This is a genomic window from Micromonospora sp. NPDC005220 (assembly GCF_040607895.1).
Classification (GTDB): domain Bacteria; phylum Actinomycetota; class Actinomycetes; order Mycobacteriales; family Micromonosporaceae; genus Micromonospora.
Window position 1 is genome coordinate 78,210 of record NZ_JBEXHP010000005.1, and the last position, 26,342, is coordinate 104,551.

Genomic DNA, 26,342 nt, shown 5'->3' on the forward strand with positions numbered 1-26,342 from the left:
CAGTCGATCATCCAGACAAAAAAATTATCGGTGGGATTCGTGACTCGTGAAAAGCCATCCGGATGACATCTAACGGACGCAGGAGAACCACGTCGACCCAGACCGAAAGAGCCCCGGTCGATCACAGAGATCGACCGGGGCTCGTCGGTGCTACCTGTCAGGCGAGATCGAACCGGTCGAGCTCCATGACCTTGGTCCAGGCCGCCACGAAGTCGGCCACGAACTTGTCGCGGGCGTCCTGGCTGGCGTAGACCTCGGCGAGGGCGCGCAGCTGCGAGTTGGACCCGAAGATGAGGTCGACCGCGGTGGCGGTCCACTTCACCTCATCGGTGGCCAGGTCGCGGATCTCGTACACGTGCTCGTCGGACTTCGACGCGCTCCACCGGGTGCCCGGGGAGAGCAGGTTGGCGAAGAAGTCGTTGGTGAGCACGCCCGGCCGGTCGGTGAGGACACCGTGCTGGCTGCCGCCAACGTTGGCGCCGAGGGAGCGCAGACCGCCAACGAGGACGGTCATCTCGGGCGCGGTCAGGTTGAGCATGTAGGCCCGGTCGATGAGCAGCACCTCCGGCTGGGTCTTCTCGCCCGCGCGCAGGTAGTTGCGGAAACCGTCGGCGCGCGGCTCCAGGACCCGGAAGGACTCGGTGTCGGTCTGCTCCTGGGTCGCGTCGGTGCGGCCCGGCCGGAACGGCACGGTCACCTCGACGCCAGCGTCCCGCGCCGCCTTCTCGACGGCGGCCGAACCGGCCAGCACGATCAGGTCGGCGAGCGAGATCTTCGCCCCACCGGCGGAGTTGAACTCCTGCTGGATGCCCTCCAGTGCGGTCAGGACGGTCGCCAGCTGCTCGGGCTGGTTGACCTCCCAGCTGCGCTGCGGCTCGAGGCGAATGCGGGCCCCGTTGGCGCCACCGCGCTTGTCGGTGTACCGGAAGGTCGCAGCAGAGGCCCAGGCGGTGGAGACCAGCTGGTCGGTCGGGATGCCGGAGTTCAGGATCGTCGCCTTGAGGGCGGCGATGTCGGCGTCACCCACCAGCTCGTGGTCGACGGCCGGCACCGGGTCCTGCCACAGCTGCGGCTCGGCCACCCACGGCCCGAGGAAGCGCTCGACCGGGCCCATGTCGCGGTGCAGCAGCTTGTACCACGCCTTGGCGAAGGCCAGCGCGAACTGGTCGGGGTTCTCCAGGAACCGGCGGGAGATCTTCTCGTACGCCGGGTCGACGCGCAGCGACAGGTCGGTCGTGAGCATCGTGGGCCGGTGCTTCTTCGTCGGGTCGAAGGCGTCCGGGATGATCGCCTCGGCGTCCTTGGCGACCCACTGCTTCGCGCCACCCGGGCTGGTGGTGAGCTCCCACTCGTAGCCGAACAGGATCTCGAAGAAGCGGTTGCTCCACTGCGTCGGCAGGTCGGTCCACGTCACCTCGAGACCACTGGTGATCGTGTCGCCGCCCTTGCCGCTGCCGTGGGTGCTCAGCCAACCGAGACCCTGCGCCTCCAGCGGGGCACCCTCGGGCTCCGGGCCCACGTGGTTGTCGGCGACGCCGGCACCGTGGGTCTTACCGAAGGTGTGACCACCGGCGATCAGGGCGACGGTCTCCTCGTCGTTCATCGCCATCCGGCGGAAGGTCTCGCGGATGAAGTGCGCCGCCGCGAGCGGGTCCGCGTTACCGCGCGGGCCCTCCGGGTTGACGTAGATGAGCCCCATCTCGGTCGAGCCGACGCCGGCCGCCATCTCCTTCTCGGAGGCGTAGCGCTCGTCGCCCAGCCAGGTGTCCTCCGGACCCCAGAAGATCTCCTCGGGCTCCCAGACGTCCTCGCGACCGAAGCCGAAGCCGAAGGTCTTGAAGCCCATCGACTCCAGGGCGACGTTGCCGGCGAGCACGAGCAGGTCGGCCCAGGAGATCTTCTGGCCGTACTTCTGCTTGACCGGCCAGAGCAGCCGGCGGGCCTTGTCCAGGTTGGCGTTGTCCGGCCAGCTGTTGAGCGGTGCGAACCGCTGACCACCGTCGCCGGCGCCACCGCGACCGTCCTCGATGCGGTACGTGCCGGAGGCGTGCCAGCTCATCCGGATCATCAGGCCGCCGTAGTGGCCGAAGTCGGCCGGCCACCAGTCCTGCGAGGTGGTGAGCACCTCGACGATGTCGCGCTTGAGGGCCTCGACGTCGAGCTTCGCGAACTCCTTGGCGTAGCTGAAGTTCTCGCCCAGCGGGTTGCCCTTGGACGAGTGGGCGTGCAGCACCGAGAGGTCGAGCTGGTTGGGCCACCAGTCCCGGTTGGTGCGCGGACGACCACCGGTCTTCGGGGTCGGCGAGTCGATCGCCGGGTTCTCACTCTCGCTGCCGTGCGCGGTCACCGAGTCGTGCGCGACCGGGCAGCCGGCGGCGGCCTTCTGGTCCACGCCCTGCGCACTGATGGGGCCGTTGTCCTGGGTGTCGCTCATGTACTTCCTTCCGAGCTTGCGGATCTCTGGGGCGTGCGTTCGGTCGCGCAGTCGGGGCAGGTGCCCCAGTAGACGACCTCCGCCTCGTCGACCACGAAACCGTGGTCGCCCGAGGCGGTGAGACAGGGAGCGTGGCCGACGGCACAGTCGACGTCGGCGATGGCGCCGCAGGAGCGGCACACGACATGGTGGTGATTGTCCGAGATCCGGGACTCGTAGCGGGCGGTCGCCCCGGCCGGCTGGATGCGCCGCACCAGCCCGGCGTCGGTGAGCACCCGCAGCACGTCGTACACCGCCTGGTGGGAGACCGTGGGATGATCCGCGCGGACCAGCGCGATCACCGCGTCGGTGCCGACGTGCGGGTGGTCGCGCAGCGCCGCGAGCACCGCCAACCGGGGCCGGGTCACGCGCAACGAGACAGCCCGCAGCTGCGCCTCGAAGTCGGACATCACGGGTACGAACACTAGCTCACTATTTTGGAACGAATCAAGTTTTGCGCCGCCGGAGCTACCCCAATGTCGGACGATTCACCCGAGGTTAACCTGCGGGAGGAAAAAGCCGGACAGCCATGTCGAGAAGTGCCGACCGGCTCCGTCCCCGGAGTGAACGTGACCACGATGGGTCGCAGCCAGCACCAAGGAGCATCACGATGGCCAAGTACCTGCTGCTCAAGCACTACCGAGGCGGCCCGACCGCGGTGAACGACGTGCCGATGACCCAGTGGACGCCGGCGGAGATCTCGGCCCACATGCAGTACATGCGCGACTTCGCGACCCGCCTCGAGGGCACCGGCGAGTTCGTCGACGGTCAGGCGCTCGCCCCGGAGGGAGCGTGGGTCCGGTACGACGGCGAGGGTCGCCCGCCGGTCACCGACGGCCCGTTCGCGGAGACCAAGGATCTCATCGCCGGCTGGATGGTGATCGACGTCGACAGCTACGACCGGGCCGTCGAGCTGGCCGGGGAGCTGTCGGCCGCTCCCGGGGCAGGTGGGAAGCCGATCCACGAGTGGCTCGAGCTGCGCCCGTTCCTGAGCGAGCCGCCGACCGTCACGGAGTGACAGCTCCGATGGACGAGACGCTGCTGCGGAGCCTCACGCCGAGCGTCCTCGGGATCCTCGTCCGCCGCGGAATCGACTTCGCGGCGGCCGAGGACGCCGTGCAGGACGCCCTGATCGAGGCGGTCCGCGTCTGGCCGGCCGATCCGCCGCGCGACCCGAAGGGCTGGCTGACCACTGTTGCGTGGCGACGGTTCCTCGACACAGCCCGCGCCGACGCCGCTCGCCGCCGGCGTGAGGATCTGGTCGACGAGGAGCCGGCGCCGGGGCCGACCCCCACCGTGGACGACACGCTCCAGCTCTACTTCCTGTGCGCCCACCCGTCGTTGACGCCGTCGTCCGCTGTCGCGCTCACGCTGCGCGCCGTCGGCGGGCTGACCACCCGCCAGATCGCCAACGCCTACCTGGTCCCCGAGTCGACCATGGCGCAGCGCATCAGCCGGGCGAAACGCACCGTCTCCGGGCTGCGGTTCGACCGGCCCGGAGACGTCGCCACCGTGCTGCGCGTCCTCTACCTGGTCTTCAACGAGGGCTACTCCGGCGACGTGGACCTCGCCGCCGAGGCCATCCGGCTCACCCGGCAGCTGGCCGCCGCGATCGACCACCCCGAGGTGGCGGGGCTGCTCGCCCTGATGCTGTTGCACCACGCCCGGCGTGCCGCCCGGACCGCGCCCGACGGCAGCCTGGTGTCGCTCGCCGAGCAGGATCGTAGCCGCTGGAACACCCGGTCGATCGCCGAGGGCGTGGAGATCCTGCAGGCCGCCCTCGCCCGCGACCAACTGGGCGAGTTCCAGGCCCAGGCCGCCATCGCGGCACTGCACGCGGACGCGCCGACCGCCGCCGAGACCGACTGGGTGCAGATCGTGGAGTGGTACGACGAACTCGCGCGCCTGACCGAGAACCCGGTCGTCCGACTCAACCGCGCGGTGGCGGTCGGTGCGGCCGACGGCCCCCGGGCCGGCCTGGCGGCGCTCGCGGCGGTGGACGACACACTGCCCCGCTACCAGGCGGTGGCGGCGTACCTGCACGAGCGGGACGGCAATCTGGCAACGGCGGCGCGGCTGTACGCCGAGGCGGCCCAGCAGGCCGCCAACCTCGCCGAACGCGACCACCTGACCCGTCAGGCCGCCCGGCTCAACGCCCTCGGGCGCCACTGACCGGTCCGGCACCGAAACGCCTGGCCCCGTGCCGTGCGGGCCGGGCTGATGCGGGGGTCCGGAAAGTTCCCGGAAGTTTCGGCGACCTCCACTCGGACCGATCGGCCATCGAGATTCTGTGGTGATCGCCCCGCGCCCCTGATCGACTACTGACCTGGATGGATGCCGATCGGTGACGACGGCGGTGTTGCCAGCCTGTTTCCGAAAATTGTTGACAAGTGGACGGCCGGGTTAATACGGTCGCCATCGACGGCGCTCGATCGTCGTCAGCACCAGCCACCACGACCCACTTCTCCGGTCGTCGTGCAGGACGACCGGCCCACCACCACCGAGCGGTACGACGCCGTGGCCGCCACCCGACCACCGGCAACCTGCCGAGGCGTACCGCGCCGCTGGCCCCCGCCAGCCGTCAGAGGAGGCAACAGTTCCATGACCGACACCAGCCACACCAAGCCGAGAAGGCGCGGCCGCATGCGGTTGCTCCTTGGCGCCGCATGCGCCGCCGTCCTGGCCATCACCGGCACGATGACGGCCACCAACGCGTACGCCGAGGCCGACCGGACCCTCACCTCGAACCTCACCGGCACGCACAACGGCTACTTCTTCTCGTTCTGGAAGGACAGCGGCAACGCCAGCATGACGCTGCGCGCCGACGGCCGTTACTCCAGCAGTTGGGACCGGAGCACCAACAACTGGGTCGGCGGCAAGGGTTGGGCCACCGGCAGCCGACGGACGGTCACCTACTCGGGCAGCTACAACCCGGGCAACAACAACACCTACCTCGCCCTGTACGGGTGGACGCGCAACCCGCTCATCGAGTACTACGTGGTGGAGAACTTCGGCAGCTACAACCCGAGCAGCGGCGCGCAGCGGTTGGGCACTGTCACCACCGACGGCGGCACCTACGACATCCTCCGCAGCCAGCGGGTCAACGCCCCGTCGATCGACGGCAACCAGACGTTCTACCAGTACTGGAGCGTCCGCCAGCAGAAGCGGTCGAGCGGCACCATCACCACCGCCAACCACTTCGACGCCTGGGCCCGCGCCGGCCTGAACCTCGGCACCAACCACAGCTACCAGATCATGGCCACCGAGGGCTACCAGAGCCAGGGCAGCTCCGACATCACCGTCCGGGAGGGCAGCGGCGGCAACCCGACCACCCCGCCCACCACCGGCAACCCGGGCACCGGCAACTGCACCGCGACGCTGTCCGCCGGTCAGCAGTGGGGTGACCGGTTCAACCTCAACGTCGCGGTCAGCGGCACCAACAACTGGGTCGTCAGCCTCGGCCTCGGTGGCGGCCAGAGCATTCAGAACAGCTGGAACGCCGCCGTCAACGGCAACAGTGGCACGGTCACCGCGACGCCGAACGGCAACGGCAACAACTTCGGCATAACGATCATGGCCAACGGCAACTGGAACTGGCCGACGGTCAGCTGCCGTACCAGTTGACAGTGACCAACTCCTGACACCACGTCTGGCGTGGCGGCCCCGGCCGCCACGCCAGACTGGTGTCACTAGACCTGCGGCGCCTCGGTCTTCTGCGCTGCCGGTGCCCCCACAGACGGCCTCTTCGTCGGGACCGCCGCCGGCTCCTCCCCGGCCTCCTCCTCCGCAGCCGTCTCGGTCGGCGCCGCCGTCGTCTCCCCCGTCGGAGCCGTGGTCGGGTCGGTGGGGGTGCTCTCGGACGAGGTGGGCTCGGGCTCGCCCCCGGTACCTTCGCCGGGTGGCGTCGACTGGCCGACCGTCCCCGCGGTTGCCGAGACGCTGGGCGTCGGGGTCACTGTGGCGGGCGCGCGGACCGGCAGCCCCGCGGAACCGCGGGTGGCCGATTCGCCGCCGCCGACGCCGGGGCCGGGCTCGCGCTGCGACGGCGCCGGTGGCGACACGGCGGGTGGCGTCGACCCTCGCCCGGTCCCGCCCGGCATCATGCCGATGGGATCGGCGAACACCAGGACGGCAGCCGCGGCGGCCATCGATCCGAGAAGCACCGCGAGCACCTTCGGCCCGGGACCCCCCGACCGCTTCGCCGCGCCGCCGGCAACCGGGCGCCGGACCTCCGAGCGCTCGACCGCCGCCGTGATCGGCGTCCCGACGGCCGTCCGCACCAGTTGGTCGGACGGCTCCGCGAGCGTCTGCGCCGCGGTGGCCATGGCCGCCGCCGTCGGGAAACGGCGGGTGGGCTCCTTCGCCATCGCGGTGGCGACCAGGCGCTGGACCGCCGCCGGAACGTCCGCGGGCAGCGGCGGTGGCTCCTCCTCGAGATGCCGCAGCGCCACCGCGACGGCGTGCTCGCCCTCATGCGGGGGCCTACCGGCGAGGCAGTGGTAGACGACGGCCCCCAGCGCGTAGATGTCGATCGCCGACGTGGTCTCGTTCCTGCGGATCTGCTCGGGGGCCATGTAGAGGGCGGTGCCGACGACCTGGTTCGTACGGGTCAGGCTCGCCGCCTCCGGCGTCACCGCGACGCCGAAGTCGACGAGTACGACGTGCCCGTCCGGCTCGATGATCAGGTTGCTGGGCTTGACGTCCCGGTGCACGACGCCGGCGTCATGTGCGGCCTGAAGCGCACGGGCGGTCTGTGCGGCGATCGACATCGTCTCGGCCACGCCCAGCCGGCCGACCTCGGCGATCCGCTCCGACAGGGGTTGTCCCTGCACACACTCCATCACGATGTACGCGAGGACCGGCGCGTCGGCCTGGGACACCTCACCGTAGTCGTAGACCTGGGCGACACCCGGGTGACGCAGGGCCGCCATGGCCCGAGCCTCGCGACGGAACCGTTCGCCGAAGCCGGCATCGGTGACCAGCCGAGATTGCAGCATCTTGACCGCGACGCAGCGGTCCAGGGTTTCGTCGACCGCCCGCCAGACGTCGCCCATTCCACCGCTGGCGATGCTCTCGACCAGACGGTAACGGTCTCCGATGACTTGCCCCACGCTCGGCATGACACTTTCGGTACCCCGGACTCCACGATCTCAAGCACCGCGACGTCGCCTCGGGTGGTGGTGCCGCCTCGGGAAGGACCGTCCGCGCCGAAAGGTGGGGCGCGCCGGCCCCGTCGTCTCCGACGGGGCCGGCGCAACCGGTGGCGGGTCTGGTCAGCTGTTCAGCCTGGCGATCAGGGCGGTGGCCATGCCCTGCTCACCTCGGGCGTTGGGGTGGAAGGGGGCGGCCGAGTTCTGCGGCACCAGGCCCTCGACCCAGCGGGTGCCGCTGCCCTTGCACGCGTCCCGGCCGATCGACGGGGTGTAGACATCGGCGTAGGTGGCACCGTTGGCGCTCGCGGCGCTGGCCAACATCGCGTTGAGTGACTTCTCGATGCCGCGCAGGTACGGCACGTCCTGGTAGGCGATCGGAACGACCGGCCAGCAGCCGTAACCGGTGTCCGGCAGGATCGCCGGATAGCCGAGCACCACGACCCGTGCGCCCGGGGCGGACTGCCGGACCGCCTGCAACACCGCGGTGACCTTGGGCGTGGCGGCGACGATCCGCGCCTGCAACTGGTCGACACCCCCGGCGGTGTAGCGGTCCTTGCACGGGGATCCGAGCGGGCTGCTGACGCTCGCCTCGGCACAGTCGCCGATGATGCCGGAGAACCCGATGTCGTTGCCGCCGATCTGCACCGTCACCAGTGCCGTGTTCGAGGTCACCGCGCTGAGCTGCGGTGGCAGCGTGATGCCCAGTTGGCCGCTACCGCCGTAGAGGATGTCGTCGGTGGTGGCGCCGGAGCAGCTCACGTCGGCGAACGACGACGAGCCGGCGGACGCCGCCACCAGCGACGGGTAGTTACGGTTGGACCGCAGGCAGTTGAGGTCGACCTGGGTGGGGATCAGCGGACCCGCGGTGTACGAGTCGCCCAGCGCGACGTAGCGGCCGGTGGGCACAGCGGCGCTGGCGGGTGTGGCGACGGTGAGCAGCACGCCGGCGGTGGCCAGGGCGAGTGCGGCCAACCGGCTGGCTGCCCGCAGGAGGGGCAGGCGGGGACGGGTCATGGCGCCTCCCAGGAGGGATCGGGGTGGTGGTGCCCGAGATCCTGTCTCCGTCGAGGTCAACTATCAATATCGATGGACCTCACTAAATACATGCTCGAAGTGTGGAATGAATCGGTGGTGGTCAATCAAGTGGCGCGCATCACTCTTGATCCGCCAGGGCTGCGTGCGGTCGCCCTCGAAGGTCCCTAGCTTCCGGCCGGCAACTGGTCCTTGACCTCGTCGTAGCCGACCGGAGTCGGCGCCGGGCCCGGCGCGTAGATCACCCGAAGGACGCCCGTCGGGAACGCCTCCGACGCCACCAGTCGCAGGTGGTACGCCGGTTCGCCCTCGTCGAACAGCTTGCGACCCTTCCGGGCGGCCACCGGGTGCACCAGTAGGCGCAGCTCGTCGACCAGGCCCGCGGCGAGCAGTTGCTGCACCACGGAGATCGACCCGGGGATGAGGATTCCCCGGACGCCGGCATCGGCCTTGAGCGCGGTGACGGCGTCGAGGAGGTCCCCGTTGATCAGCTCCGAGTTGCGCCAGGAAAACTCCAGCGGCTGACGCGAGACGACCACCTTGCGGGTATCGCCTAGTTGCTTGGCGAACGGCGCGTCCTCGCCCCCAGCGGCCTCCCGGTCGGGCCAGGCCCCGGCGAAGCTGTCGTACGTCACGCGGCCGATGAGCAGCACATCGGCGGCGGCGTCATAGTCCTCGGTGACGGCGCGGCCCATGTTCTCGTCGAAGTACGGGAAGTGCCAGTCAGGGTCGATCTCGGCCACACCGTCGGCCGAGATGAACAGCGTGGAGATGACCTTTGCCATCGCGGGGATCCCTTCGAGTCGGTTGATGTCGGTAGGTCGACCGGCGCATCGTCCCAAACTCGTCAGCCACAGGCTGCCCCGCTGATGCGTGTCGTACCCCGTCTTTGTCAGCCGGCCGTCACAGGAGCGGTCCAATGCCACGTTTCGAGCAGCTTCGGCTGCCCCAACCCGTTCGTCCCGAACTCTCGGCGAGCCGGTCCGGTCGGGTGTCATCCAAGGTCGTACGGCCTGCTGGGGTCGCTTCGGGTCGGGTTCGGTGGGCAGGGTTGCTGTACTTCGCTGCCGTACTGCTCGTCGACGAGGAACTGTCTGAAGTGGGTGCGCATCTCCAGCCAGTGGCGGTGTTCGTCGCAGGGGTGGAGTCGGCCGCAGCGGCACAGATTCAGGGCCGACTCGGCGTGCTTGGTCAGCAGGATGTCCGCATAGGCCACCTGCGTCTTCGCGTACTCCCGAAAGGCTGTCGAGGTGTAGATGGCTCCCATCGGTCACCGCCCTGCCCTGCGGGCGTGGCGGTGGTGCCAGAGGGCTTCGGCGACGGCGTCCACGGGGTCGATGTCCCCGGCCGCCAGGCGCTCGCGGGTGACGGCGATCCAGGGTGGCGACGCGGGGGTGGCTTCGCCGCACGCGGTGCGCATCCCTTCCTGTGCGAGTTGGGCCAGCCGGCAGGGGTCGCGTTGGTTCGTGTGCCAGCAGCCGGTGGCCACGCAGAAGCCTGCGCTGTCGGGCCGGTGAGCCTCCCAGAGAGCGCGGGCCAACCGCCACAGCAGACGGTGCTGGCATTCTACGGGTGGCTCTTCGGGCGGGTTGTCGACATCGAAGGACATGCGCCGACCATCGCGTCCGTCGACGGGCCGCTCCATGGCCAGCGGTCATGTCACGGTGACATGGGACGGCTCGACCAGCACGAATGGTCGCCCTAGGCTGTCGATCTGAACACCTTGAGTAGTCGGAACGCGACGCTGGGAGTTGCCGTGCTGCCCGATCCGCTTCGGATTCCGGAGGATGCTTGGTCACACGGCGAGGTGCTGACCGTGCTGGCCGCTCGCGACATCGGCGGGCTGTTCCGCTGGATCGCCAGTCTCACCGGGGCGAGTCAGAGCCGGATCGGGGCAGCTGTCGGGCTGGAACAGGGTTACGTCAGCCGGATCATGGCCGGACGCAAGGTCACTTCGATAGACGTCGTAGAGCGGATCGCCGACGGCTGCCGGATGCCCGACCAGGCGCGCACCACGATGGGCCTGGCACCCCGACAGGCCGCACCACCAACCGGCCTTGACCGGCGCACCCCCAGCGAGCCGGTTCACCGGACCTGGCAGGAGGACGTACGCAGTGCCGCAGAGCTTTGGCGAGGTGACGTGAACCGTCGAGACGTACTCCGGCAGGTGGCCTTCAGTTCCGCCGGCTACACCCTGCCGGCGCTGCGCTGGTTCACCGCCCCCGATCCGGCCCTGGTCACTCAACCCGGACGCAACACGGTCGGTCAACCGGAGATTGACACCATCCGCGCGATGACGGCGACCTACCGCCAGTTGGACAACCAGTACGGCGGCGGCCACGCCCGCGACACCGTGTCCCGCTACCTACACCAGGAGGTGACCCCGCTGCTCACCGATGGCCGCTACGACCATGGCACCGGTCAGCGGCTGCTCAGCGCTGCCGCCGAACTGGCTCAACTCGCCGGATGGCAGGCGTACGACACCGCCGAGCACGGCATCGCCCAGCGGTACCTCATCCTCGCCCTGGACTTCGCCCACGCCGCCGGAGACCACGGCCTCGGCGCGGAGATCCTCGCCGCGATGAGCCACCAGGCCACCTACCTCGGCCACACCACCACCGGCCTTGACCTCGCCCGCGCCGCCGGCCAGACCGCCCGCCGCGCCGGGGTTCCGGTCCTCACCGCCGAAGCCCACGTCATGGAAGCCCACGCCCTAGCCAAAGCCAACGACGAACGGGCCTGCGCCGCCGCCCTGCACCAGGCAGAACAATCCCTCGACCGAGCCGACCGCAGCACCGAACCGCAGTGGCTCAGCTACTTCGACGAGGCGTACCTGTCGGCCAAGTTCGGCCACTGCTTCCACGCCCTCGGCCGCAACACCCACGCCGAACGCTTCGCGGCACGATCCCTACGCATGGACAACCGCTACGTACGCGGCCGAGCCTTCAACCTCGCCCTGCTCGCCAGCGTCCACGCCCAAAAGGGCGAACCCGACCGAGCCTGCGCCATCGGCGCGAACGCCCTGACCCTGACCACCCAGCTCCGCTCCGCCAGAGCCGTCCGCTACCTCCGCGACCTGCAAACCCAACTCGCCCCGCACCGGCGACTACCCGCCGTCCGGCACTTCACCGGCCGCATCGACGCCACCCTCGGTCCCCGACGCTGAGCGTCACAGCTCTCCCCGGGCCTTACGCGCGACCAGCTCCAGCACCGCGATCACCGTGCCGGCACCGACGATCTCACCCCGGGACACCAGGCCGTACGCCTCGTCGAGCGGAATCCACGCGACCTGCTCAGCCTCATTCACGTCCACGGGCGCACCGATGTGCTCAGCCTGCCGAGCCAGGAACAGCAGATTCTCGGCGTCCGCAGTCCCGACCCACGGTTGGAAGGACAGCAACCGCTCCACCCCTTGAGGCCGCCAGCCGGTCTCCTCCTCGACCTCCCGCACCGCGCACTGCGCCGGCTGCTCCTCGTCGTCGACGTAGCCACCGGGCAACTCCCACACCCACCGGTCGAACACAAACCGGTGCCGCCGCATCAACAACAGGCGCTCCCGATCATCGAGCACGGCGACCATGGCCGACCGGGGAGCACGGATCACGTACTGCTCAAAGCGCACCCCGTCGGGCAACTCCACCTCAGCGATACTCAACCGCGCCCGCCGGGTGTCGTCCACGACCCGCTCGCCGTGGATGGTCCACCGGGTCAACTCCGTCGCCTGCTTCTCCACCACCCCGCCAGTATCCGCCCCGAATCCACCAAGCCTATAGGCGACATCTACCGGGCAAACTGCTTGTGCGGAAGCCAGGCGAAGACCTAGCCCCTGACCCCCGTCGGGGGGGATACGCTCTCAAGCTGTCGGACGTTGCCAACAGATGGTGGCCCGCGCAAACGAGCAGATGCCCGGCGTCGTTGGTACACGATCGAAGTCAACCCGCATCGATGCTCGCGCTGCCTCCTTGCTGCCTCGCTTATGCACTCGCGCCGCAGGTTGGTCCGCTGTGCAGGACGGGCGTTGAGGCTTAAGGGAAGGGACCAGCCTTCCTTCGGGCAGGGGAAGCGCTGGCCGTTGGAGCGCCCGGTGGCGGACTATCCGATCACACCAAGTGACCAATACGTGGGTGACGGAGTCCAGACTTCGACATTGATGATGAGACGCACCTCCGCAGGATCTCCCGGCATCAGCCAGCGCGCTGTATCGACATCGACTCTAGTTACGAGGCGGTCGTCGCTCAGCAAGCAGTGAAGCGGGCTCTCATCCTCATTCGGCTGCCAGTCCGCCGGGACTTCCTGGGGGTGCTGCGGGCGCTGCAATGCGTCGAACAGGGTCTTAAGCCGATTGTCGATGTCACCACCGTGGGTCATAAGGCCACCAGGGGAATCACGCCTCAGCATGAGAATGTGCAGCCTGGCCCGTAGGTGATAGACGTCGTTGACGAGGGCAGCGAACGTGTGGCTGCCTATAGTGCTGACCATACTCCCGGCCCCGTCGCGCGTTACTTCCGTGTCGATCGCCTCTGATCGTGTAGTCAGCGGCGGCATCTGCCAGAGGGCCTTAATTTGCGGATGCAAGGAGCGTCGGATGTCGTGCTTGACGGCAGCCGAGCTCCTAGAGCCACGGAGGATGCCGTCATACGTGAGGGTGAAGAACATGAGGCTCCCGCCGCTGGATGGTGAGATGCCTCGAACTCTAGGTGTTGTAGGCGACCGTCCACTTGCTCCTGCCCCTGTCCGCCGCTAGGCGCAGCCTGACGCCTCGATTACAAGCTCTGTGCGCCGTGTCCGCACGCGTCCGGCAAAGGCTGCACGCTCAAGGCTTCGTCCTGCCAGCACCTGGCGGCGTGCTGCCGTCCGGCGGCGTTGCTGTCAGCGTTGCTGTCGACGACGTTCCGCCGGGGACCCAGGTTAACCGCCGCTGGGGAGAGCCTGGTCGCTGTTAGCAGCGAGCGCTGGCGAGGCCCGCCATGTGGGTTCACCCGCTGATCGCCATGCCTGACCTGCCGCTGCCACCGCGATCTCCACGCGAATCGAGAATCTGCTGGGTTTCGTTACGCAGAGGTCGACCGCGCAGGCGGTCTCTCGCTTGCAGCTGTGCCTTCCGTCTGCTCCGGCGAGGCTGGGCCGCCTTTGGCTCCCGCCAACCGCCTGACGCTGGCTACGGCGACCAAAGGTCGACGCATCCGCCGCTTTGTCCTCCGCCACACTGCTTGGTAATGCCAGCGGGAAAGTAGCTGGAAGACCTCTCCCGTCTCCACGTGGGTCAGCCATCGTCGGCCGTAGGCATCCTCGAAGAAGACTCCGTATGAAGGCACAATCTCATCAATCAATACAGTCGGTGCTTTCACCGTGAGGGTTCGACCAGGCCGCAATCGGGCGGCAACTGGAGATTCGAAGATAATCTCCGAGCGCTCCGCCGAACGGATGGGGGTCTTGCACAGATGCTTTGACATTCTGAATGGCTCTCTTGGACCGGTTCGTAATCGTGACGATCGTGCTGCCATCAGCTGTCCGGACATCGCACTCAATCGCTGCCGCTTGGTCCCTCGCTCGCTGTCTACGCTCACGAAGCAGCACGATCGCAGCAGCGCCGAATGCCGCATTTGTACCTATTGCACCGACCCAATCAGGCACAGTTCCAAAGTCGACGGACATAGCCCTAGGACCTCTCTGGTAGGTACGCCTCGACTGCTCGACAGTAGCGGCGGGCGCCAAAAACGCAGACTCTCCGCTTGTAAGGCGGTTTCGGCAAAGGTCACAGCGTCCGCTGCCGTCCATGGGCCCGACTCCGAGAGGGCACCCGCCCACACTCATCCGGCGGCGGCCCCACCCTTGATCTCAACGACTGTCAGATCGCCGCTGGTCCGGTCTGTGCGTTCGGACGGTTGACCCCCGCCGGGGGATACGGTCTCAAGCTGTCGGCTGCTGCCAACTGGTGGCGGCCTGCGTCGACGAGCAGGCGCCGGACCTCGTCTGCTCACGTTCGGGGCGAACCCGCATCAAGGCTCGCGCTGCCTCCTTGCTGCCTCGCTGCCTGACGTCTCGCTTACAAGCTCTGTGCATCGCGTCCGCACACGTCCGGGAAAGCTTGCACGCGCTCAAACCCTTCGTCCATGCCAGCCCTCCTCAGCGTGCTGCCGTCCGGCGCGGTTGCTGTCAGCGTTGCTGTCGACAGCCATTCCGCCAGCGACCCCGGGCGGCCGCTGCCCGGGGTATGAGGTCTCAAGCTGTCGGCTGCTGCCATCTAGAGACGACCCGCATTGACGAGCAGGGGCAGGGCCTGTCGGGTTGACGTTCGGGTCTACGCCGCGTACGTGTTGATCCTGGTGCTCGGGCTGTGCAATGGTGAGGTACTTGGCCTCACAGGGGATGCCGTCGACCTGGCGGCGGGGGAGCTGTCGATCGCCTGGCAGTTGCAGCGCTTCGGGGGCCAACTGCTGCACCGGGAGACCAAGACGCAGACCTCGGACGCCACGCTCCCGCTGCCGGACATCTGCGCGGCGGCACTCGACCTCCGCCAGAGCGCGAGGAAGAACGACCGCGATCAGGCCGGGATCGCCTGGCAGGGGTCGTCGCTGCTGTTCACCACCCGCTACGGCACTCCGGTCGAGCCGCGCAACTTCAACCGCTCCTGGGACGCCCGCTGTGTCCGGGCCGGGGTTCGGAAGATCACCGTGCACGACGCCCGGCGTACCTGCGCGACCCTGCTCGTCGACCTGGACGTGCACCCGCGCGTCATCATGCAGGTGCTCCGGCACGCCGAGGTGTCGGTCACGATGGGGTTCTATTCGCAGGCGTCGTCGGACGCCACCCGCGACGCCTCAAGCGCCTGGGCGAGAGCCTGCGGTGACCCGCTGCTGTACTCCACTGCTGTACAAAGGACTAGAGGGCACATCCGTCGATAGGATGTGCCCTCTGACCTCTGTCGGGTGTCCGGATTCGAACCGACGACCTCTTCGTCCGCTCGGTGACGTCGGCGGCACTTCGCAGTGGTGCGCAGCCAAAGATCAACTGCACGCGGTGCGGGCGGGCTCGGCGTTGTGCCGAGCCCGCCCGTTCGGTGCTGGTCGAGCCTGATCAGGCAGTGTCAGCGCTGCAGGGTCAGCAGACCCGGCCGGTACGGCAGGAGGCCGTAGTCGCCGCCGGAGCTGGGGGAACGACCCTGGTAGAGCAGTTGCAGGTTGCAGGCGTTGACCGTCATCGTCTGGTCGGCACTGGTGCGCAGCAGCTCACCGTGGCTGATGTCGTTGGTCCAGGTCGCGCCGCTGTTCGCCTTGCCCGCGAACGGGTTGCTCTCGCTGGTGGCATTCGGCGTCCACGAACCGCCCAGGCTGGTGGCCGTGAACGAACGGAAGTAGCGCCCCTGCGAGCCGATCGCCTCGACGATCATGAGGTACTTGTTCAGACCCTGAAGCTTGTAGACCTGCACGGCCTCGAACAGGTTGTTCGTGGTGTCACTCATGATGGTCGTGTAGTTGGAGCCGAAGTTGCCGGGGAAGTTCCCGATCGGCATGCTGGCCCGGTAGATCTTGCCGTTGTCCCCGGCGAAGAACAGGTACATGTTCGTACCGTCACCGATGACCGCCTGATCGATCGGCCCGGTGCCGGAGCCGGTGATGCTCCCGCTGAACAACGTCTGCGCCGCCGACCAACCATTCGGGTTCGTCGGGTCAGACGAGGTCCGGTACGAGAACGCCGGCCCACCCCACTGGTACGCCAACACCCAGATGTTGCGCGGCGCGAAGTAGAACAACGACGGCGCCACCGTCGCGTTGTTCATCGCGTTTTGACTGGCCGACGCCATCTGCGAATAGTTCGAGAACAGACCGAAGTTCATCGAACCCCACCTGGTCCCGGTGTCGTGCGTGGTGGCGTACACCAGCTGCTGACCGTTGTACGGGGCCACGGTGAAGTCCTTCAGCGACACCCACCCCGACCTCGGCTGCGCCAGCGCGCCGGTGGACGACCACCGGTACGTCGACTGAAGGTCACAGGTCTGGGTGGGCGGCGGCGTGGTCGGTGGCGGGGTCGTGGGTGGCGGGGTCGTCGGCGGTGGGGTCGTGGGTGGCGGAGTCGTGGGTGGCGGAGTCGTCGGCGTCGTGCCACCGGTGCAGGTGACACCGTTGAGGGCGAAGCTCGTCGGTGCCGGATTGCTGCCCGTCCAGGAGCCGTTGAACCCGAACGACACCGTGCCGTTGGTCGGGATCGCACCGTTGTAGCTCACGTTCCTCGCCGTCACCGCCGACCCGCTCTGGGTCAGCGACGTGTTCCAGGCCTGCGTCACCGTCTGCCCGGCGCCGTACGACCAGGTCAGCGTCCAACTGCTCAACGGATCACCCAGGTTCGTGATCGCCACGTTGGCGCCGAAGCCGCCCTGCCACTGCGACGACACGGCGTAGTTCACCGAACAACCCTCGGCCGCGGCGCCGGCCGGCAGCGCCGCGACCACTGTCGACGACACCAGTAAACCGACGCCGGCCGCAACCAGACCGACATTGGTGGCCCTGGATCTGGTCATATAGCACCCTCCTCGCGGGATGGCGGCCTATACATTGGTGGTGGTCGCTGCTCGTGACTGATTGTGAGCGTTAACAGGCCGCGTCAGGTATGTTACGGGAGCGCTCCCATACCCTCAACAACATCTATCTCTCGGTTCGCGCTCTCGGTCGTCGCTCCGGTGCGGCCACCCCCGAGCAACGCTCGTCAGACGACGGTCACTGTGAGCACACCGAACTGGTCACCGCTCTGCACGTAGTGCGGCAGGTAGAACTTCCAGGTCACCGTCAACATCCGCCCAGCACGCATCGAGGCCGGCACCTCGGCGACCATGTCGAACGCGGCGCTGCCGCCGGCGGGAATCTGCGGAAGCGGGCGGCAGTTCAGCCGGTACAGCTGGGAGGTGTTGACCGCGTCGTTCGTCGCGTCGCCGAGCGAGAACAGTTCCATGAGGTAGCCCGGGCAGGGGTCCAGCACGAGGGGGCCGCCGGTCGGGTTGCCGAGCGTCACCCGGAAGGTGAGCCGCGACCCGGCGGCTGCGGTCGGCGGCCCCTGAACAGCGACGGTGAGCTTGTCCAGCGGCGAGGACGGGGGCTTCGACACCGTGACCGGCTCGGTGAACCCGCTCGCAAAGAGCGTCCCCCGCGCGCGGGGGTGGACCCCCTCCCCCTGCGGACAGCCCGGCCGCTCGTCGGCGGTGACCGGTGCGCGCAACCGGCCGCCGTCGTACGGCAGCTCGATGGCGAGCTCCAACGGCCCCTTCACGGGCTGACAGAACGGCCCGGACCAGTCCAGGCGCAGGCTGGCGTGGCCACCGGCCGGCACGGCGACCACCCGGGCGCGGCCCTCCGCGTTGATGTCGTGGGTGTAGAGCATCGGGATCTCGCGGCCGCCGGCGAGCATGGTCGTGGGCACCTCGCCCTGCAGGGTGCACTCGACCGTCGACGAGTTCCGCACGTCCACCTCGCCGATGAGCTTGCCGACGGCGGCGTCGAAGCCCCGGGGCGTCTCACCGCCGGTGCCGGGCCGCGTCCATGTGGTGAGCCGGCCGGTCAGCTGCTCGGCCCGACACGGCTCACTGCCGGCGGCCGGAACCCTCGGCCCGGCCGGACGGCCGTTGAGGTCCTCGTCGGTGATCTTCAGGTCGGCCCAGGGGACGCTGCCATCGGCGAGCAGTGCGGTGGGCGCCGGCTCCGCGACCGCCGGGCGACCCGGCTGGGCGTTCGCGTCAGCGCACCCCACTGCCGCGGCGAGGACGATCAGCAGTGGCACCAGTAGTCGACGCATGCCGTCACCCTCACACGAACGGGCCGCACCGGACCTGATTGACGTCCTCCCCGCCATGAATGGCGGGGATTCCGGCCTGCTACGCACGTGAGGGCGTGAGCTTCCGGTGGGTTACCGCTTCGCTGCGCGGTGCCGGGACAAGTCCTGGTCTTATCTGCGCTCCACGGTCGTTGAGGTCCGCCCGTCCGGCGGCCCTGATGTTGCGTGCGGCGTTGATGTCCCGGTCGTGGGTGGCCCCGCAAGGGCACACCCACGACCGCACGGACAGATCCAGCTTGTTGCTGACCGCCCCGCACTCTGAGCACATGCGGGTGGAGGGGAACCAGCGGTCGACCTTGCCGAAGGTGCGCCCGTACCGGGCGGCTTTGTACTCCAGCATGGCGGTGAACTGCGACCAGCCGGCGTCGTGCACCGACTTCGCCAGCCGGGTCCGGCCGAGACCGGCAACAGCAAGGTCCTCGACGTACACCGCTTGGTTGTCGCGGATCACCGTCGTGGAGAGCTTGTGCTGCCAGTCCCGCCGAGTGTCGGCCACCCGCGCGTGGGCACGGGCGACCTTCACGACGGCTTTCTTGCGGTTATTGGAGCCCTTCTGCTTGCGGGAGAGATCGTGTTGCAGACGGCGCAGTTTGCGGGCGGCGCGGCGCAGGAACCTCGGCGCGGCGATCTTCGTGCCGTCGGAGAGTACCGCGAAGTGGGTCAACCCGAGGTCAATGCCGACCTCGGAGTCCGTCGGTGGCAGCGTCTCGTCCTGGCCGGTGGTCACCACGAACGAGGCGAAGTACCGCCCGGCAGCATCCCGGATGATCGTCACCGAGGTCGGCGCGGACGGCAGCGGCCTCGACCAGCGCACGTGCAGGTCGCCGATCTTCGGCAGCCGCAGGCGTCCGTTGTCGAGGACCTTGAAACGGGCGTTGGCGGTGAACCGGATGGCCTGCCGGTTGTCCTTGCGGGACCGGAACCGCGGCGGCGCGACCTTGCGTCCCTTGCGCTTCCCGGACAGGGAGTTGAAGAAGTTGCGGTAGGCGGTGTTCAGGTCCGCCAGGGCCTGCTGCAACACCACCGCCGACACCTCGCCCAACCAGGCGCGGCCCTCGGTCTTCTTGGCCTCGGTGATGACCTGCTTCGACAGGTCCCCGTCCGACAGATACGGCAGACCGGCCTCGCCGGCGTCCTGCCGGGCGCGCAGTCCATCGTTGAACACCACCCGCGCACACCCGAACGCCCGCGCCAGCGACTGCTGCTGGCCCGGGGTCGGGTACACACGGAAGTTGTAACGCAACAGCACCCGCCGACCGTATCCACCAGGTCTGACACCGAAGACACCCCGCACAGACGGACATCGCGTTTCCTGCGTTGCCCGCGCACTCGGTTCCCGTGACGGAATACCGCACCCGGTGTTCACCGGCCGGCACCTGACCCGCATGGAAGAGATCATGCAGGCGATGTGCGCCGACCTCGAACCCGAACTGGCCGAGTTCAACGGCGAACCCCACCACGTGCACCTGCTGGTCAACTTCCCGCCCAAAGTGGCCCTGTCGAAGCTGGTCAGCAGCCTCAAAATGCGTGTCCTCGCGACGGATGCGCCAGGAGTTCCCCGAGCTTGCACGCCACTACCACCGGGCCAACAAACTGTGGTCCGGGTCGTACTTCGCCGGCTCCAACGGCGGGGCACCCCTGACAGTGCTGCGCCAGTACATCGAGCAGCAGAACCGCCCGGACTAAGGCACTGCTCGGGCCTTGAAGGCCCTCCCAGCGCGGGCCCTCACCCCCGCCCTGAAGGGCGGAGCACTGGCCCGCAGATCCGGTAGCAGTGCTCAGCGACGATCAGTCTCCGGTGGGCCCGCCCGCCTCGGTCATCGAGACGGGAGTGCCAAGCTCGACGGTACGGGAGACCGTGCACAACCGATCGTGCGACTGCTGCAACGACCGCGGCAGCGCCGCACGGGCCGCGTCGCCGTCCGCGCCCTCCGGGAACGTCACGGTGAACTCGACCCGCAGGTTCCGCATCCGGTTCCCGCCGGCCTCGTCCCGGACCTTGTCACCGGTGACGGCGACGGTGAACTCGGTCGGCTCGGCGCGACGGCTGGTGATGTGGTCCACGTCCACCGCGGTGCAGCCGCCGATGGCGGCCAGCAGCAGCTCCACCGGCGTGAAACTGCCGTCCTCGCCCGTGCCCAACGACACCGAACCGCCCCGGACGTTCCGCACGACGTAGTTGCCCAGGCTGGTGCGCTCGATCGCCACCGAGCGGAAGGTGTCCTCAGTCATGCCAGAAAACTACCGGCATTGCGGATCAGACGTCGGCCTCGACGGCGAAGGTGTTCCCATCGGGGTCCTGAAACCAGGCGACGCGTCCACCGCCGGCCCGCGCGGTGATCCCCTTGGCGTCATGTGCCAACCCCGGGTAGCGGACGAGTTCGACACCCGCCGACGCGAGTTCGTCAACTGTCTGGTCGATGTCGTCGACATACCACGTCGCCAACGTCGCCGGGGTCTTCCCGGCGGTGACCGACTGGTACACGTTGAGTGCCGGCCCGCCACCGGAACCATAGACACGGCTGCCGTCGACGATGGTCGCGCTCGGCCCGGACCGTAACACCGGTAGGCCCAGCTTGCCTTCGTAGAACGCGACCGCCGCCGCGATGTCCGACACGGCGACCGACGTTCTGAGGTGGTACGCGCTCAGGGGCATGAACCACAGTGACACACGGGCGAGAGCGGTGGGTCGACCTCGCGATCAGGAGTACATGAGATGCAGTGTCATCCCGGCATCGGCGTGCGCCAGGTTGTGACAGTGGTTGGCCCACACTCCCGGGTTGTCGGCCCGGAACGCCACCTTCCACACCTCGCCCGGACGGACGTCGAACGAATCCAGCCACAGCGGGCTGCCGGCCGCCGGCTTCCCGTCGCGAGCCAGCACCAGGACGTGGTGGCCGTGCAGGTGCCACGGGTGCACGACCGGCGACCGGTTGACGATGGTGAACTGCACGACGTCGCCCAGGCGTACCACCTGCGGTGGGATGTCCGGGTCGGCCGCGCCGTTGACGGTGTGGGCGTACCGGGGCAGCAACCCGCGCAGGTCGAGGCCGCGATCGAGCACCAGGGTGAACGTCTTGTCGAACCCTGACCACGGCGCCGGTGCGGTCACCCCGTAGTCGAGCGGATCGAGCACCGGCCAGGCGCCGGTCACCGTCGACACCGGGCCGGTCGAGTAGACCGCCCGTCCGTCGACGAACAGCGCCACCGGGGTCGCCGGCGCGTTGAAGACCAGGTCGTAGCGGCCCCCGGCCGGGATCAGCACGGCGGTGTCCGCCAGCGGGGTCGGGCCCCGCAGGTCGACGCCGTCGATCGCGGCCACCCGGAACTCGGTCCCGGCCAGGGCGTACCGGTGCGTCGTGCTGTCGGTGTTGATCAGACGCAACCGCACCGGTACGCCGGCCTCGACCCGCTCCACTCTCGACGCGGGCAACGGACGGCCCGCCAGGGTGTGCACCGGCACTGTGACGTCGACGCCGGCCACCGGCCCCGGTCGCACCACCAGCACACCGTAGAGCCCCATCCGTACGCCCACGTCGGAGGCCGAGTGCGTGTGGTACCAGTACGTTCCGGCCTGGTCGGCGCGGAACCGGTAGACGAACTCCTGCCCGGGCCGCACCGCTGCCTGCGTCACCCCGGGCACCCCGTCCTGATCGTTCGGCACGTCGTACCCGTGCCAGTGCACTGTGACGCCACGCCCGATGTCGCGGTTGCGCAGCGTCACCTCCAGGACGTCGCCGACGGTGGCGGTCAGCTCCGGTCCGGGTACCTGCGCGTTGAACGCCCAGGCCGCGACGTCCCGGCCGCCCGCGTCCACCGTGGCGGTCCCGGCCGTCAGGGTGAACCGCCTGGTGGGTTCGGCGGCGATCCGGGCCACCGGATAACCATGATCATGAGGTACGCCCGGCGCCGCGCCGGAGGCGACGGTCAGCCCGGTTCCGGTCACCAGCGCCGCGCCCGCCGCCACGACGGCCACCCGGGACAGCGTCCGGGACGGGCGCGCGCCGAGAGCACGGCCCGTGATCACCGTCGCCGCGACGACCCCGGCGACCGCGAGCAGCCCCGCCCCGGCCGACGCCGGGTAGCCGTGCAGAACCGTCACCAGCAGGGCGCTGCTCGTGGCGTACCCCGCGAAGAGCAGCGGCACCGCGACGGCCCGGATGTCACCCGGGGCCCGCAGCAGCCGCGGACCGGCGACGCCCACCGCCGCGAGCGACAGGGGCGCGGCGATGAGCACTTTCTCCGCGGCGAACCACCAGCCGGCGCGGGCCAGCGCGGTGATCGTGATCGCGCGGGCGAGCGTGGCGAGCAGCGCGACGGCCGCCAGTCCCAGGGCGAGCGGGCGGCGGCGGACGGCGGACGCGGCGCCACCCCCCAACCAGGCTGCGGCCGCGAGGACCGCGATCACGAGATCGGCCGCGAGCAGCGACCCGGTGGTCATACCGGCTCTCCTTCCCGGGCGACCAGCGGAGCAGCGCCGGGCGGCACCGGGACGGCCAGCTTGCGCGCCGCCCGATGGACGCCGACCACCACGTGCACCACGATGATTCCGTTGAGGGCGTGCAACCCACCGACGGTCAGGCCGAGCGGGGTGCTCACACCCGACGCGTCCGTGAACGCCTCGGCCAGCATGGCGATGAGCGGCTGGAGGAGGACGAGGCCGATCGGCAGGACCGCCAGCCCGATGAGCTTCCCCGGCGCCTTCGCCAGCGCGGCGAACACGGCGGTGAGCACTGTGAGAATCGGGATGACCGCCATGCCGTTGACGCTGTGCAGGGCGTACGCGTCGTCCCCGGCGGGTCTCGTGAACCCGCCCACGGCGGCGAAGACGAACTGGAGGGCGAACGCGACGAGCAACAGCGCGGTGATGACGACGAATGCTTTGCGCATGGGTTACCTCCTAGAGCTGTGCCGAGGCGAGGGCCCGGGCGACATGATCGGTGGCCGTGATCGCCCCGTACGCGACCAACCGCACGAGGTCGGCGTCGGCCGGGTGGGAGAGCCGCCAGAGAGCGACATCTCCCGGGCTGATCGCGCTGGGCGCGATCGCCGCCAGCAACGTGATCCGGGTCCCGATGCGGTCCGTGCCCGGCACATCCCGCACCAGGTCGACGGCCCAGTCCGCGGGCCGGGCCGGGAACCGCCCGTCCTCCCAACGCACTGTGGACGTGACGGTCTGGCGCGCCACGTCACCCAGCAGGTCCCCACCCCGGCTGGCGGCGCTCCGCAACGACGCGTAGGCGACACCCACCGGGCTGTCCCCCGCCCAGGCCGGTGCCGCCGTCGCGTCGGCGTCGAGGAGCGGGAGGCTCCGGCCGGGCTCCTTCGGCTCCCGGGCCGCCTTCGCGTAGAGCCGGCCCCCGACCGAACGCACCAGCGGGGAGCGTTGCAGGCCGCCGGGGAGCAGATCGGGGTCGAGCAACGCCGAGACGACCCGGTTGATGAAGTGGAAGGCGAGCAGGGTGCCGGTGATCTCCGGGCCGTACCGGCTGGTCCAGTCGGCGGCGCTGGGGCTGCGGCTCGCCTGCGCCCAGCGGACGAGCGCGGCGTGCCTCGGCTCGGGCGGCGTCTCGCCCCGGGCGACGGCCTCGGCGAGTTTCGACGCACCCAGCGCGTGCAGCAGCAGCACGTGGGCGTCGACGCAGAACTGACAGCGGTTGGCCCGGGACACCGCCGCCGCGACGAGTTCGCGGTCGACCCGGGGCGCGTCCCCGGCGAGCAGCGCCTCCCGCATCAGCGCCCAGGTCGCGGCCAGCACCTCCGGCACGGCCGAGAGCGCCTGGAAGGTCGGCAACGGCCCGAGAAAGTCGTCGCGCAGTTGTTGATAGACCGCCGCGGTGCGGCCGGTGGCCGCCCTCGTCGGCGTGGGGGTGAAGAAGCGGTATGTCATGGGCTCGATGCTTGTTCCGGCGGGCCGGGAAAACATCGTTCCGCCGCAGACACTTGCCGCCCCACCGATACCGCGTCCGTGGTACACCGCAGATACCACGTGCGCGGGATGCTTCATCGGCGACGGCCGCTCTACAGTGCGACCATGCGCCGTGACCTCCCGTACGCCCTCGGTGGTCTCGCCCTCGGCGTCCTGCTGCTCGGCAACGCCGTGCTCACCCCGGACGCCGCGACGGTCGAGGTGCTCGACGTCGCCCTGGTCCTGACCACTGTGGTGGCCCTGGCGGCGTGCCGGCGCTACCCGGTGGCGGCGCTGGGCGTGGTCACCGTCGCCATGCTGGCCGTCCACGTCCGGGTGCACCCCGGGGTGTCCGCCGCGTTCCCCGTCCTCTGCGCGGTCTACGTCGCCGCCTGGCAGGGGCGCCGATGGGCCGCCGCCGCGGCCAGCCTCGTCTTTCTCGGGAGCTTCCTGGCCCGCGACATCTCGACGGCGCCGGCCGGCCGACCAGGCCAGCTGGTCGCCGAGCGGACGGCCCTGCTGCTGGGCTGGTTCGTGGCGGCCAACGTCGCCGGGCTCGTCGCCCGGCAGCGCCGGGCGTACCTGGAGCAGGTCGAGCAGCGGGCGATCGAGGCCGAACGCACCCGCGAGGAGATGGCGTTGCGGCGCGCCGGGGAGGAGCGGCTGCGCATCGCCCGCGACCTGCACGACTCGCTGACCCACAGCATTTCGGTGATCAAGGTGCAGGCCGGAATCGCCGTGCACCTGGCCCGCAAACACGGCGAGGCGCCGTCGGCCACACTGCTGGCGATCCAGGAGGCCAGCGCCGCCGCGATGCGGGAGCTACGCACGACCCTCGACGTCCTGCGCGCGCCCACCGACGCCGATCGCGTCGGGCTGGCCCGGGTGGACGAGCTGGCCGAGCGGACCCGGGCGGTCGGCGTACCGGTGCAGGTGACCGTCACCGGTCAGCGCTGGGACCTGCCCGACGAGGTCGACCAGGCCGGGTACCGGGTCATCCAGGAGGCCCTCACCAACGTGGCCCGCCACGCCGGCCCCGCGACCGCGCACATCCAGGTGGAGTACGCGCCGGCGGAGCTGACCGTCGCGGTCACCGACGACGGTCAGGCGTCACCGGTTGCGCCGCTGACCCCGGGGGTGGGCCTGCGCGGCATGCGGGAACGGGTCAGCGCACTCGGCGGCACGCTGCGGGCCGCCGCGCACGACGACCACGGGTTCACCGTACGGGCCACCTTTCCGCTGGACGGCCCGCGATGACCGCCCGCCGGCCGGAGGCGCCGGGATGATCCGGGTGCTGCTCGCCGACGACCAGGCGCTGATGCGAGCCGGCTTCCGGGCACTGCTCGACGCCGAGGACCACCTGGAGGTCGTCGGTGAGGCGACCGACGGCGCCTCGGCCGTCCACCTGTCGCGGTGTCTGCGCCCGGACGTCGTCCTGATGGACGTGCAGATGCCGGGTCTCGACGGCATCGAGGCCACCCGGCGCATCGCCGCCGACCCCGACCTCGCCGCGATCCGCGTTCTCATCCTCACCAACTACGGGCTCGACTCGTACGTCTTCGCCGCCCTCCGGGCGGGCGCCAGCGGCTTTCTCCTCAAGGACGCCGACCCCACCGACCTGCTGCACGCCGTCACCGTCGTCGCGCGCGGTGAGGCGCTGCTCGCGCCGACTGTCACCCGCACCCTGATCAGTGAGTTCGTGGCCGGCCCACCGCCGGCCGTGCCGACGGCCGGACGTGACGTGCTGACCGCCCGGGAACAGGAGATCGTCGAACTGGTCGCCCGCGGGCTGACCAACGACGAGATCGCCGCGCGCATGGTGATCAGTCCGCTGACCGCCAAGACACACGTCAACCGGGCGATGACCAAACTGCACTGTCGCGACCGGGCCCAGCTGGTCGTGTGGGCGTACGAGTCGGGGCTGATCACGCCGCGTCGCCGGTGAGGGCGGTGT

The 26,342-nt window shown here is 69.5% G+C and carries 23 protein-coding genes and 2 pseudogenes; 8 read left to right on the plus strand and 17 right to left on the minus strand.

Annotated elements, in window-relative coordinates; translation table 11 throughout:
• Nucleotides 1-157 precede the first annotated feature (157 nt).
• Nucleotides 158-2,434, minus strand: a complete 2,277-nt coding sequence (katG, locus tag ABZU52_RS03855; RefSeq protein WP_354969569.1) for a catalase/peroxidase HPI — start codon at nt 2,432-2,434, stop codon at nt 158-160.
• Nucleotides 2,431-2,886 carry a Fur family transcriptional regulator gene (locus ABZU52_RS03860; protein ID WP_354969622.1) on the minus strand — a complete coding sequence of 152 codons (456 nt, stop codon included), beginning with the start codon at nt 2,884-2,886 and terminating at the stop codon, nt 2,431-2,433. Before ABZU52_RS03860 ends, katG begins: the two co-directional genes overlap by 4 nt.
• 197 nt (nt 2,887-3,083) lie before the next feature.
• On the opposite strand from ABZU52_RS03860, the gene ABZU52_RS03865 reads away from it, so the two are divergent.
• The 3 genes from ABZU52_RS03865 (at nt 3,084) to ABZU52_RS03875 (ending at nt 6,097) form a co-directional block, all read left to right on the plus strand.
• Complete coding sequence (locus ABZU52_RS03865) at nt 3,084-3,491, plus strand: YciI family protein (protein ID WP_354969570.1); 408 nt, start codon at nt 3,084-3,086, stop codon at nt 3,489-3,491.
• Between the two features lie 8 nt (nt 3,492-3,499).
• Nucleotides 3,500-4,645, plus strand: a complete 1,146-nt coding sequence (locus ABZU52_RS03870; RefSeq protein ID WP_354969623.1) for a DUF6596 domain-containing protein — start codon at nt 3,500-3,502, stop codon at nt 4,643-4,645.
• Nucleotides 4,646-5,074: 429 nt separating this feature from the next.
• Nucleotides 5,075-6,097: a glycoside hydrolase family 11 protein gene (locus ABZU52_RS03875; RefSeq protein ID WP_354969571.1), complete on the plus strand. Its 1,023-nt coding sequence runs from the start codon at nt 5,075-5,077 to the stop codon at nt 6,095-6,097.
• Nucleotides 6,098-6,162: 65 nt separating this feature from the next.
• Here ABZU52_RS03875 and ABZU52_RS03880 read toward each other — a convergent pair whose 3' ends face one another.
• From ABZU52_RS03880 to ABZU52_RS03900, 5 genes are all read right to left on the minus strand, one after another.
• A complete protein-coding gene (locus ABZU52_RS03880) occupies nt 6,163-7,584 on the minus strand; it encodes a serine/threonine-protein kinase (RefSeq protein ID WP_354969572.1) in 1,422 nt (473 codons plus the stop codon).
• Nucleotides 7,585-7,746: 162 nt separating this feature from the next.
• The gene (locus ABZU52_RS03885) at nt 7,747-8,640 is read right to left on the minus strand and encodes an SGNH/GDSL hydrolase family protein (RefSeq protein ID WP_354969573.1); all 894 of its coding nucleotides are present in this window, start codon (nt 8,638-8,640) and stop codon (nt 7,747-7,749) included.
• Nucleotides 8,641-8,825: 185 nt separating this feature from the next.
• Entirely contained in the window at nt 8,826-9,443 is a 618-nt protein-coding gene (locus ABZU52_RS03890; protein ID WP_354969574.1) for a dihydrofolate reductase family protein, read from the minus strand.
• Nucleotides 9,444-9,652: 209 nt separating this feature from the next.
• The gene (locus ABZU52_RS03895) at nt 9,653-9,925 is read right to left on the minus strand and encodes a hypothetical protein (protein ID WP_354969575.1); all 273 of its coding nucleotides are present in this window, start codon (nt 9,923-9,925) and stop codon (nt 9,653-9,655) included.
• 3 nt (nt 9,926-9,928) lie between these two features.
• Nucleotides 9,929-10,267, minus strand: coding sequence for a hypothetical protein (locus ABZU52_RS03900; protein ID WP_354969576.1), 339 nt, complete (start codon nt 10,265-10,267; stop codon nt 9,929-9,931).
• Nucleotides 10,268-10,414: 147 nt separating this feature from the next.
• Here ABZU52_RS03900 and ABZU52_RS03905 point away from each other — a divergent pair, with 147 nt between their 5' ends.
• On the plus strand, nt 10,415-11,824 hold the full coding sequence (locus ABZU52_RS03905; protein WP_354969577.1) for a helix-turn-helix domain-containing protein: 1,410 nt from the start codon (nt 10,415-10,417) through the stop codon (nt 11,822-11,824).
• A gap of 3 nt (nt 11,825-11,827) precedes the next feature.
• Here ABZU52_RS03905 and ABZU52_RS03910 read toward each other — a convergent pair whose 3' ends face one another.
• Together ABZU52_RS03910 and ABZU52_RS03915 are read right to left on the minus strand one after the other, a co-directional pair.
• The gene (locus ABZU52_RS03910; protein WP_354969578.1) at nt 11,828-12,394 is read right to left on the minus strand and encodes an NUDIX hydrolase; all 567 of its coding nucleotides are present in this window, start codon (nt 12,392-12,394) and stop codon (nt 11,828-11,830) included.
• Between the two features lie 356 nt (nt 12,395-12,750).
• Nucleotides 12,751-13,314, minus strand: a complete 564-nt coding sequence (locus tag ABZU52_RS03915) for a hypothetical protein (RefSeq protein ID WP_354969579.1) — start codon at nt 13,312-13,314, stop codon at nt 12,751-12,753.
• Between the two features lie 1,643 nt (nt 13,315-14,957).
• On the opposite strand from ABZU52_RS03915, the pseudogene ABZU52_RS03920 reads away from it, so the two are divergent.
• Nucleotides 14,958-15,563, plus strand: a pseudogene (locus ABZU52_RS03920) (tyrosine-type recombinase/integrase); the annotation flags it as partial.
• Nucleotides 15,564-15,745: 182 nt separating this feature from the next.
• Here ABZU52_RS03920 and ABZU52_RS03925 read toward each other — a convergent pair.
• The 3 genes from ABZU52_RS03925 to ABZU52_RS03935 form a co-directional block, all read right to left on the minus strand.
• Complete coding sequence (locus ABZU52_RS03925; protein WP_354969580.1) at nt 15,746-17,176, minus strand: non-reducing end alpha-L-arabinofuranosidase family hydrolase; 1,431 nt, start codon at nt 17,174-17,176, stop codon at nt 15,746-15,748.
• 185 nt (nt 17,177-17,361) lie between these two features.
• Nucleotides 17,362-18,441 carry a hypothetical protein gene (locus tag ABZU52_RS03930; protein WP_354969581.1) on the minus strand — a complete coding sequence of 360 codons (1,080 nt, stop codon included), beginning with the start codon at nt 18,439-18,441 and terminating at the stop codon, nt 17,362-17,364.
• Nucleotides 18,442-18,520: 79 nt separating this feature from the next.
• Nucleotides 18,521-19,729 carry a transposase gene (locus ABZU52_RS03935; RefSeq protein WP_354969582.1) on the minus strand — a complete coding sequence of 403 codons (1,209 nt, stop codon included), beginning with the start codon at nt 19,727-19,729 and terminating at the stop codon, nt 18,521-18,523.
• Nucleotides 19,730-19,977: 248 nt separating this feature from the next.
• Between ABZU52_RS03935 and ABZU52_RS03940 the strand changes: the two are divergent.
• Nucleotides 19,978-20,166, plus strand: a pseudogene (locus ABZU52_RS03940) (transposase); the annotation flags it as partial.
• 102 nt (nt 20,167-20,268) lie between these two features.
• Here ABZU52_RS03940 and ABZU52_RS03945 read toward each other — a convergent pair.
• From ABZU52_RS03945 to ABZU52_RS03965, 5 genes are all read right to left on the minus strand, one after another.
• Nucleotides 20,269-20,712: an OsmC family protein gene (locus ABZU52_RS03945; RefSeq protein ID WP_354969583.1), complete on the minus strand. Its 444-nt coding sequence runs from the start codon at nt 20,710-20,712 to the stop codon at nt 20,269-20,271.
• A gap of 25 nt (nt 20,713-20,737) precedes the next feature.
• Entirely contained in the window at nt 20,738-21,097 is a 360-nt protein-coding gene (locus ABZU52_RS03950; RefSeq protein ID WP_354969584.1) for a VOC family protein, read from the minus strand.
• 84 nt (nt 21,098-21,181) lie between these two features.
• A complete protein-coding gene (locus ABZU52_RS03955; protein ID WP_354969585.1) occupies nt 21,182-22,921 on the minus strand; it encodes a multicopper oxidase family protein in 1,740 nt (579 codons plus the stop codon).
• Complete coding sequence (locus ABZU52_RS03960; RefSeq protein WP_354969586.1) at nt 22,918-23,370, minus strand: DUF6220 domain-containing protein; 453 nt, start codon at nt 23,368-23,370, stop codon at nt 22,918-22,920. The genes ABZU52_RS03955 and ABZU52_RS03960 overlap by 4 nt, the downstream gene beginning before the upstream one ends.
• 10 nt (nt 23,371-23,380) lie before the next feature.
• Nucleotides 23,381-24,370 carry a carboxymuconolactone decarboxylase family protein gene (locus tag ABZU52_RS03965; RefSeq protein ID WP_354969587.1) on the minus strand — a complete coding sequence of 330 codons (990 nt, stop codon included), beginning with the start codon at nt 24,368-24,370 and terminating at the stop codon, nt 23,381-23,383.
• A 144-nt stretch (nt 24,371-24,514) separates the two neighbouring features.
• On the opposite strand from ABZU52_RS03965, the gene ABZU52_RS03970 reads away from it, so the two are divergent.
• Nucleotides 24,515-25,645: a sensor histidine kinase gene (locus tag ABZU52_RS03970; RefSeq protein WP_354969588.1), complete on the plus strand. Its 1,131-nt coding sequence runs from the start codon at nt 24,515-24,517 to the stop codon at nt 25,643-25,645.
• 25 nt (nt 25,646-25,670) lie between these two features.
• Nucleotides 25,671-26,333 carry a response regulator transcription factor gene (locus ABZU52_RS03975; protein WP_354969589.1) on the plus strand — a complete coding sequence of 221 codons (663 nt, stop codon included), beginning with the start codon at nt 25,671-25,673 and terminating at the stop codon, nt 26,331-26,333.
• Nucleotides 26,334-26,342 lie beyond the last annotated feature (9 nt).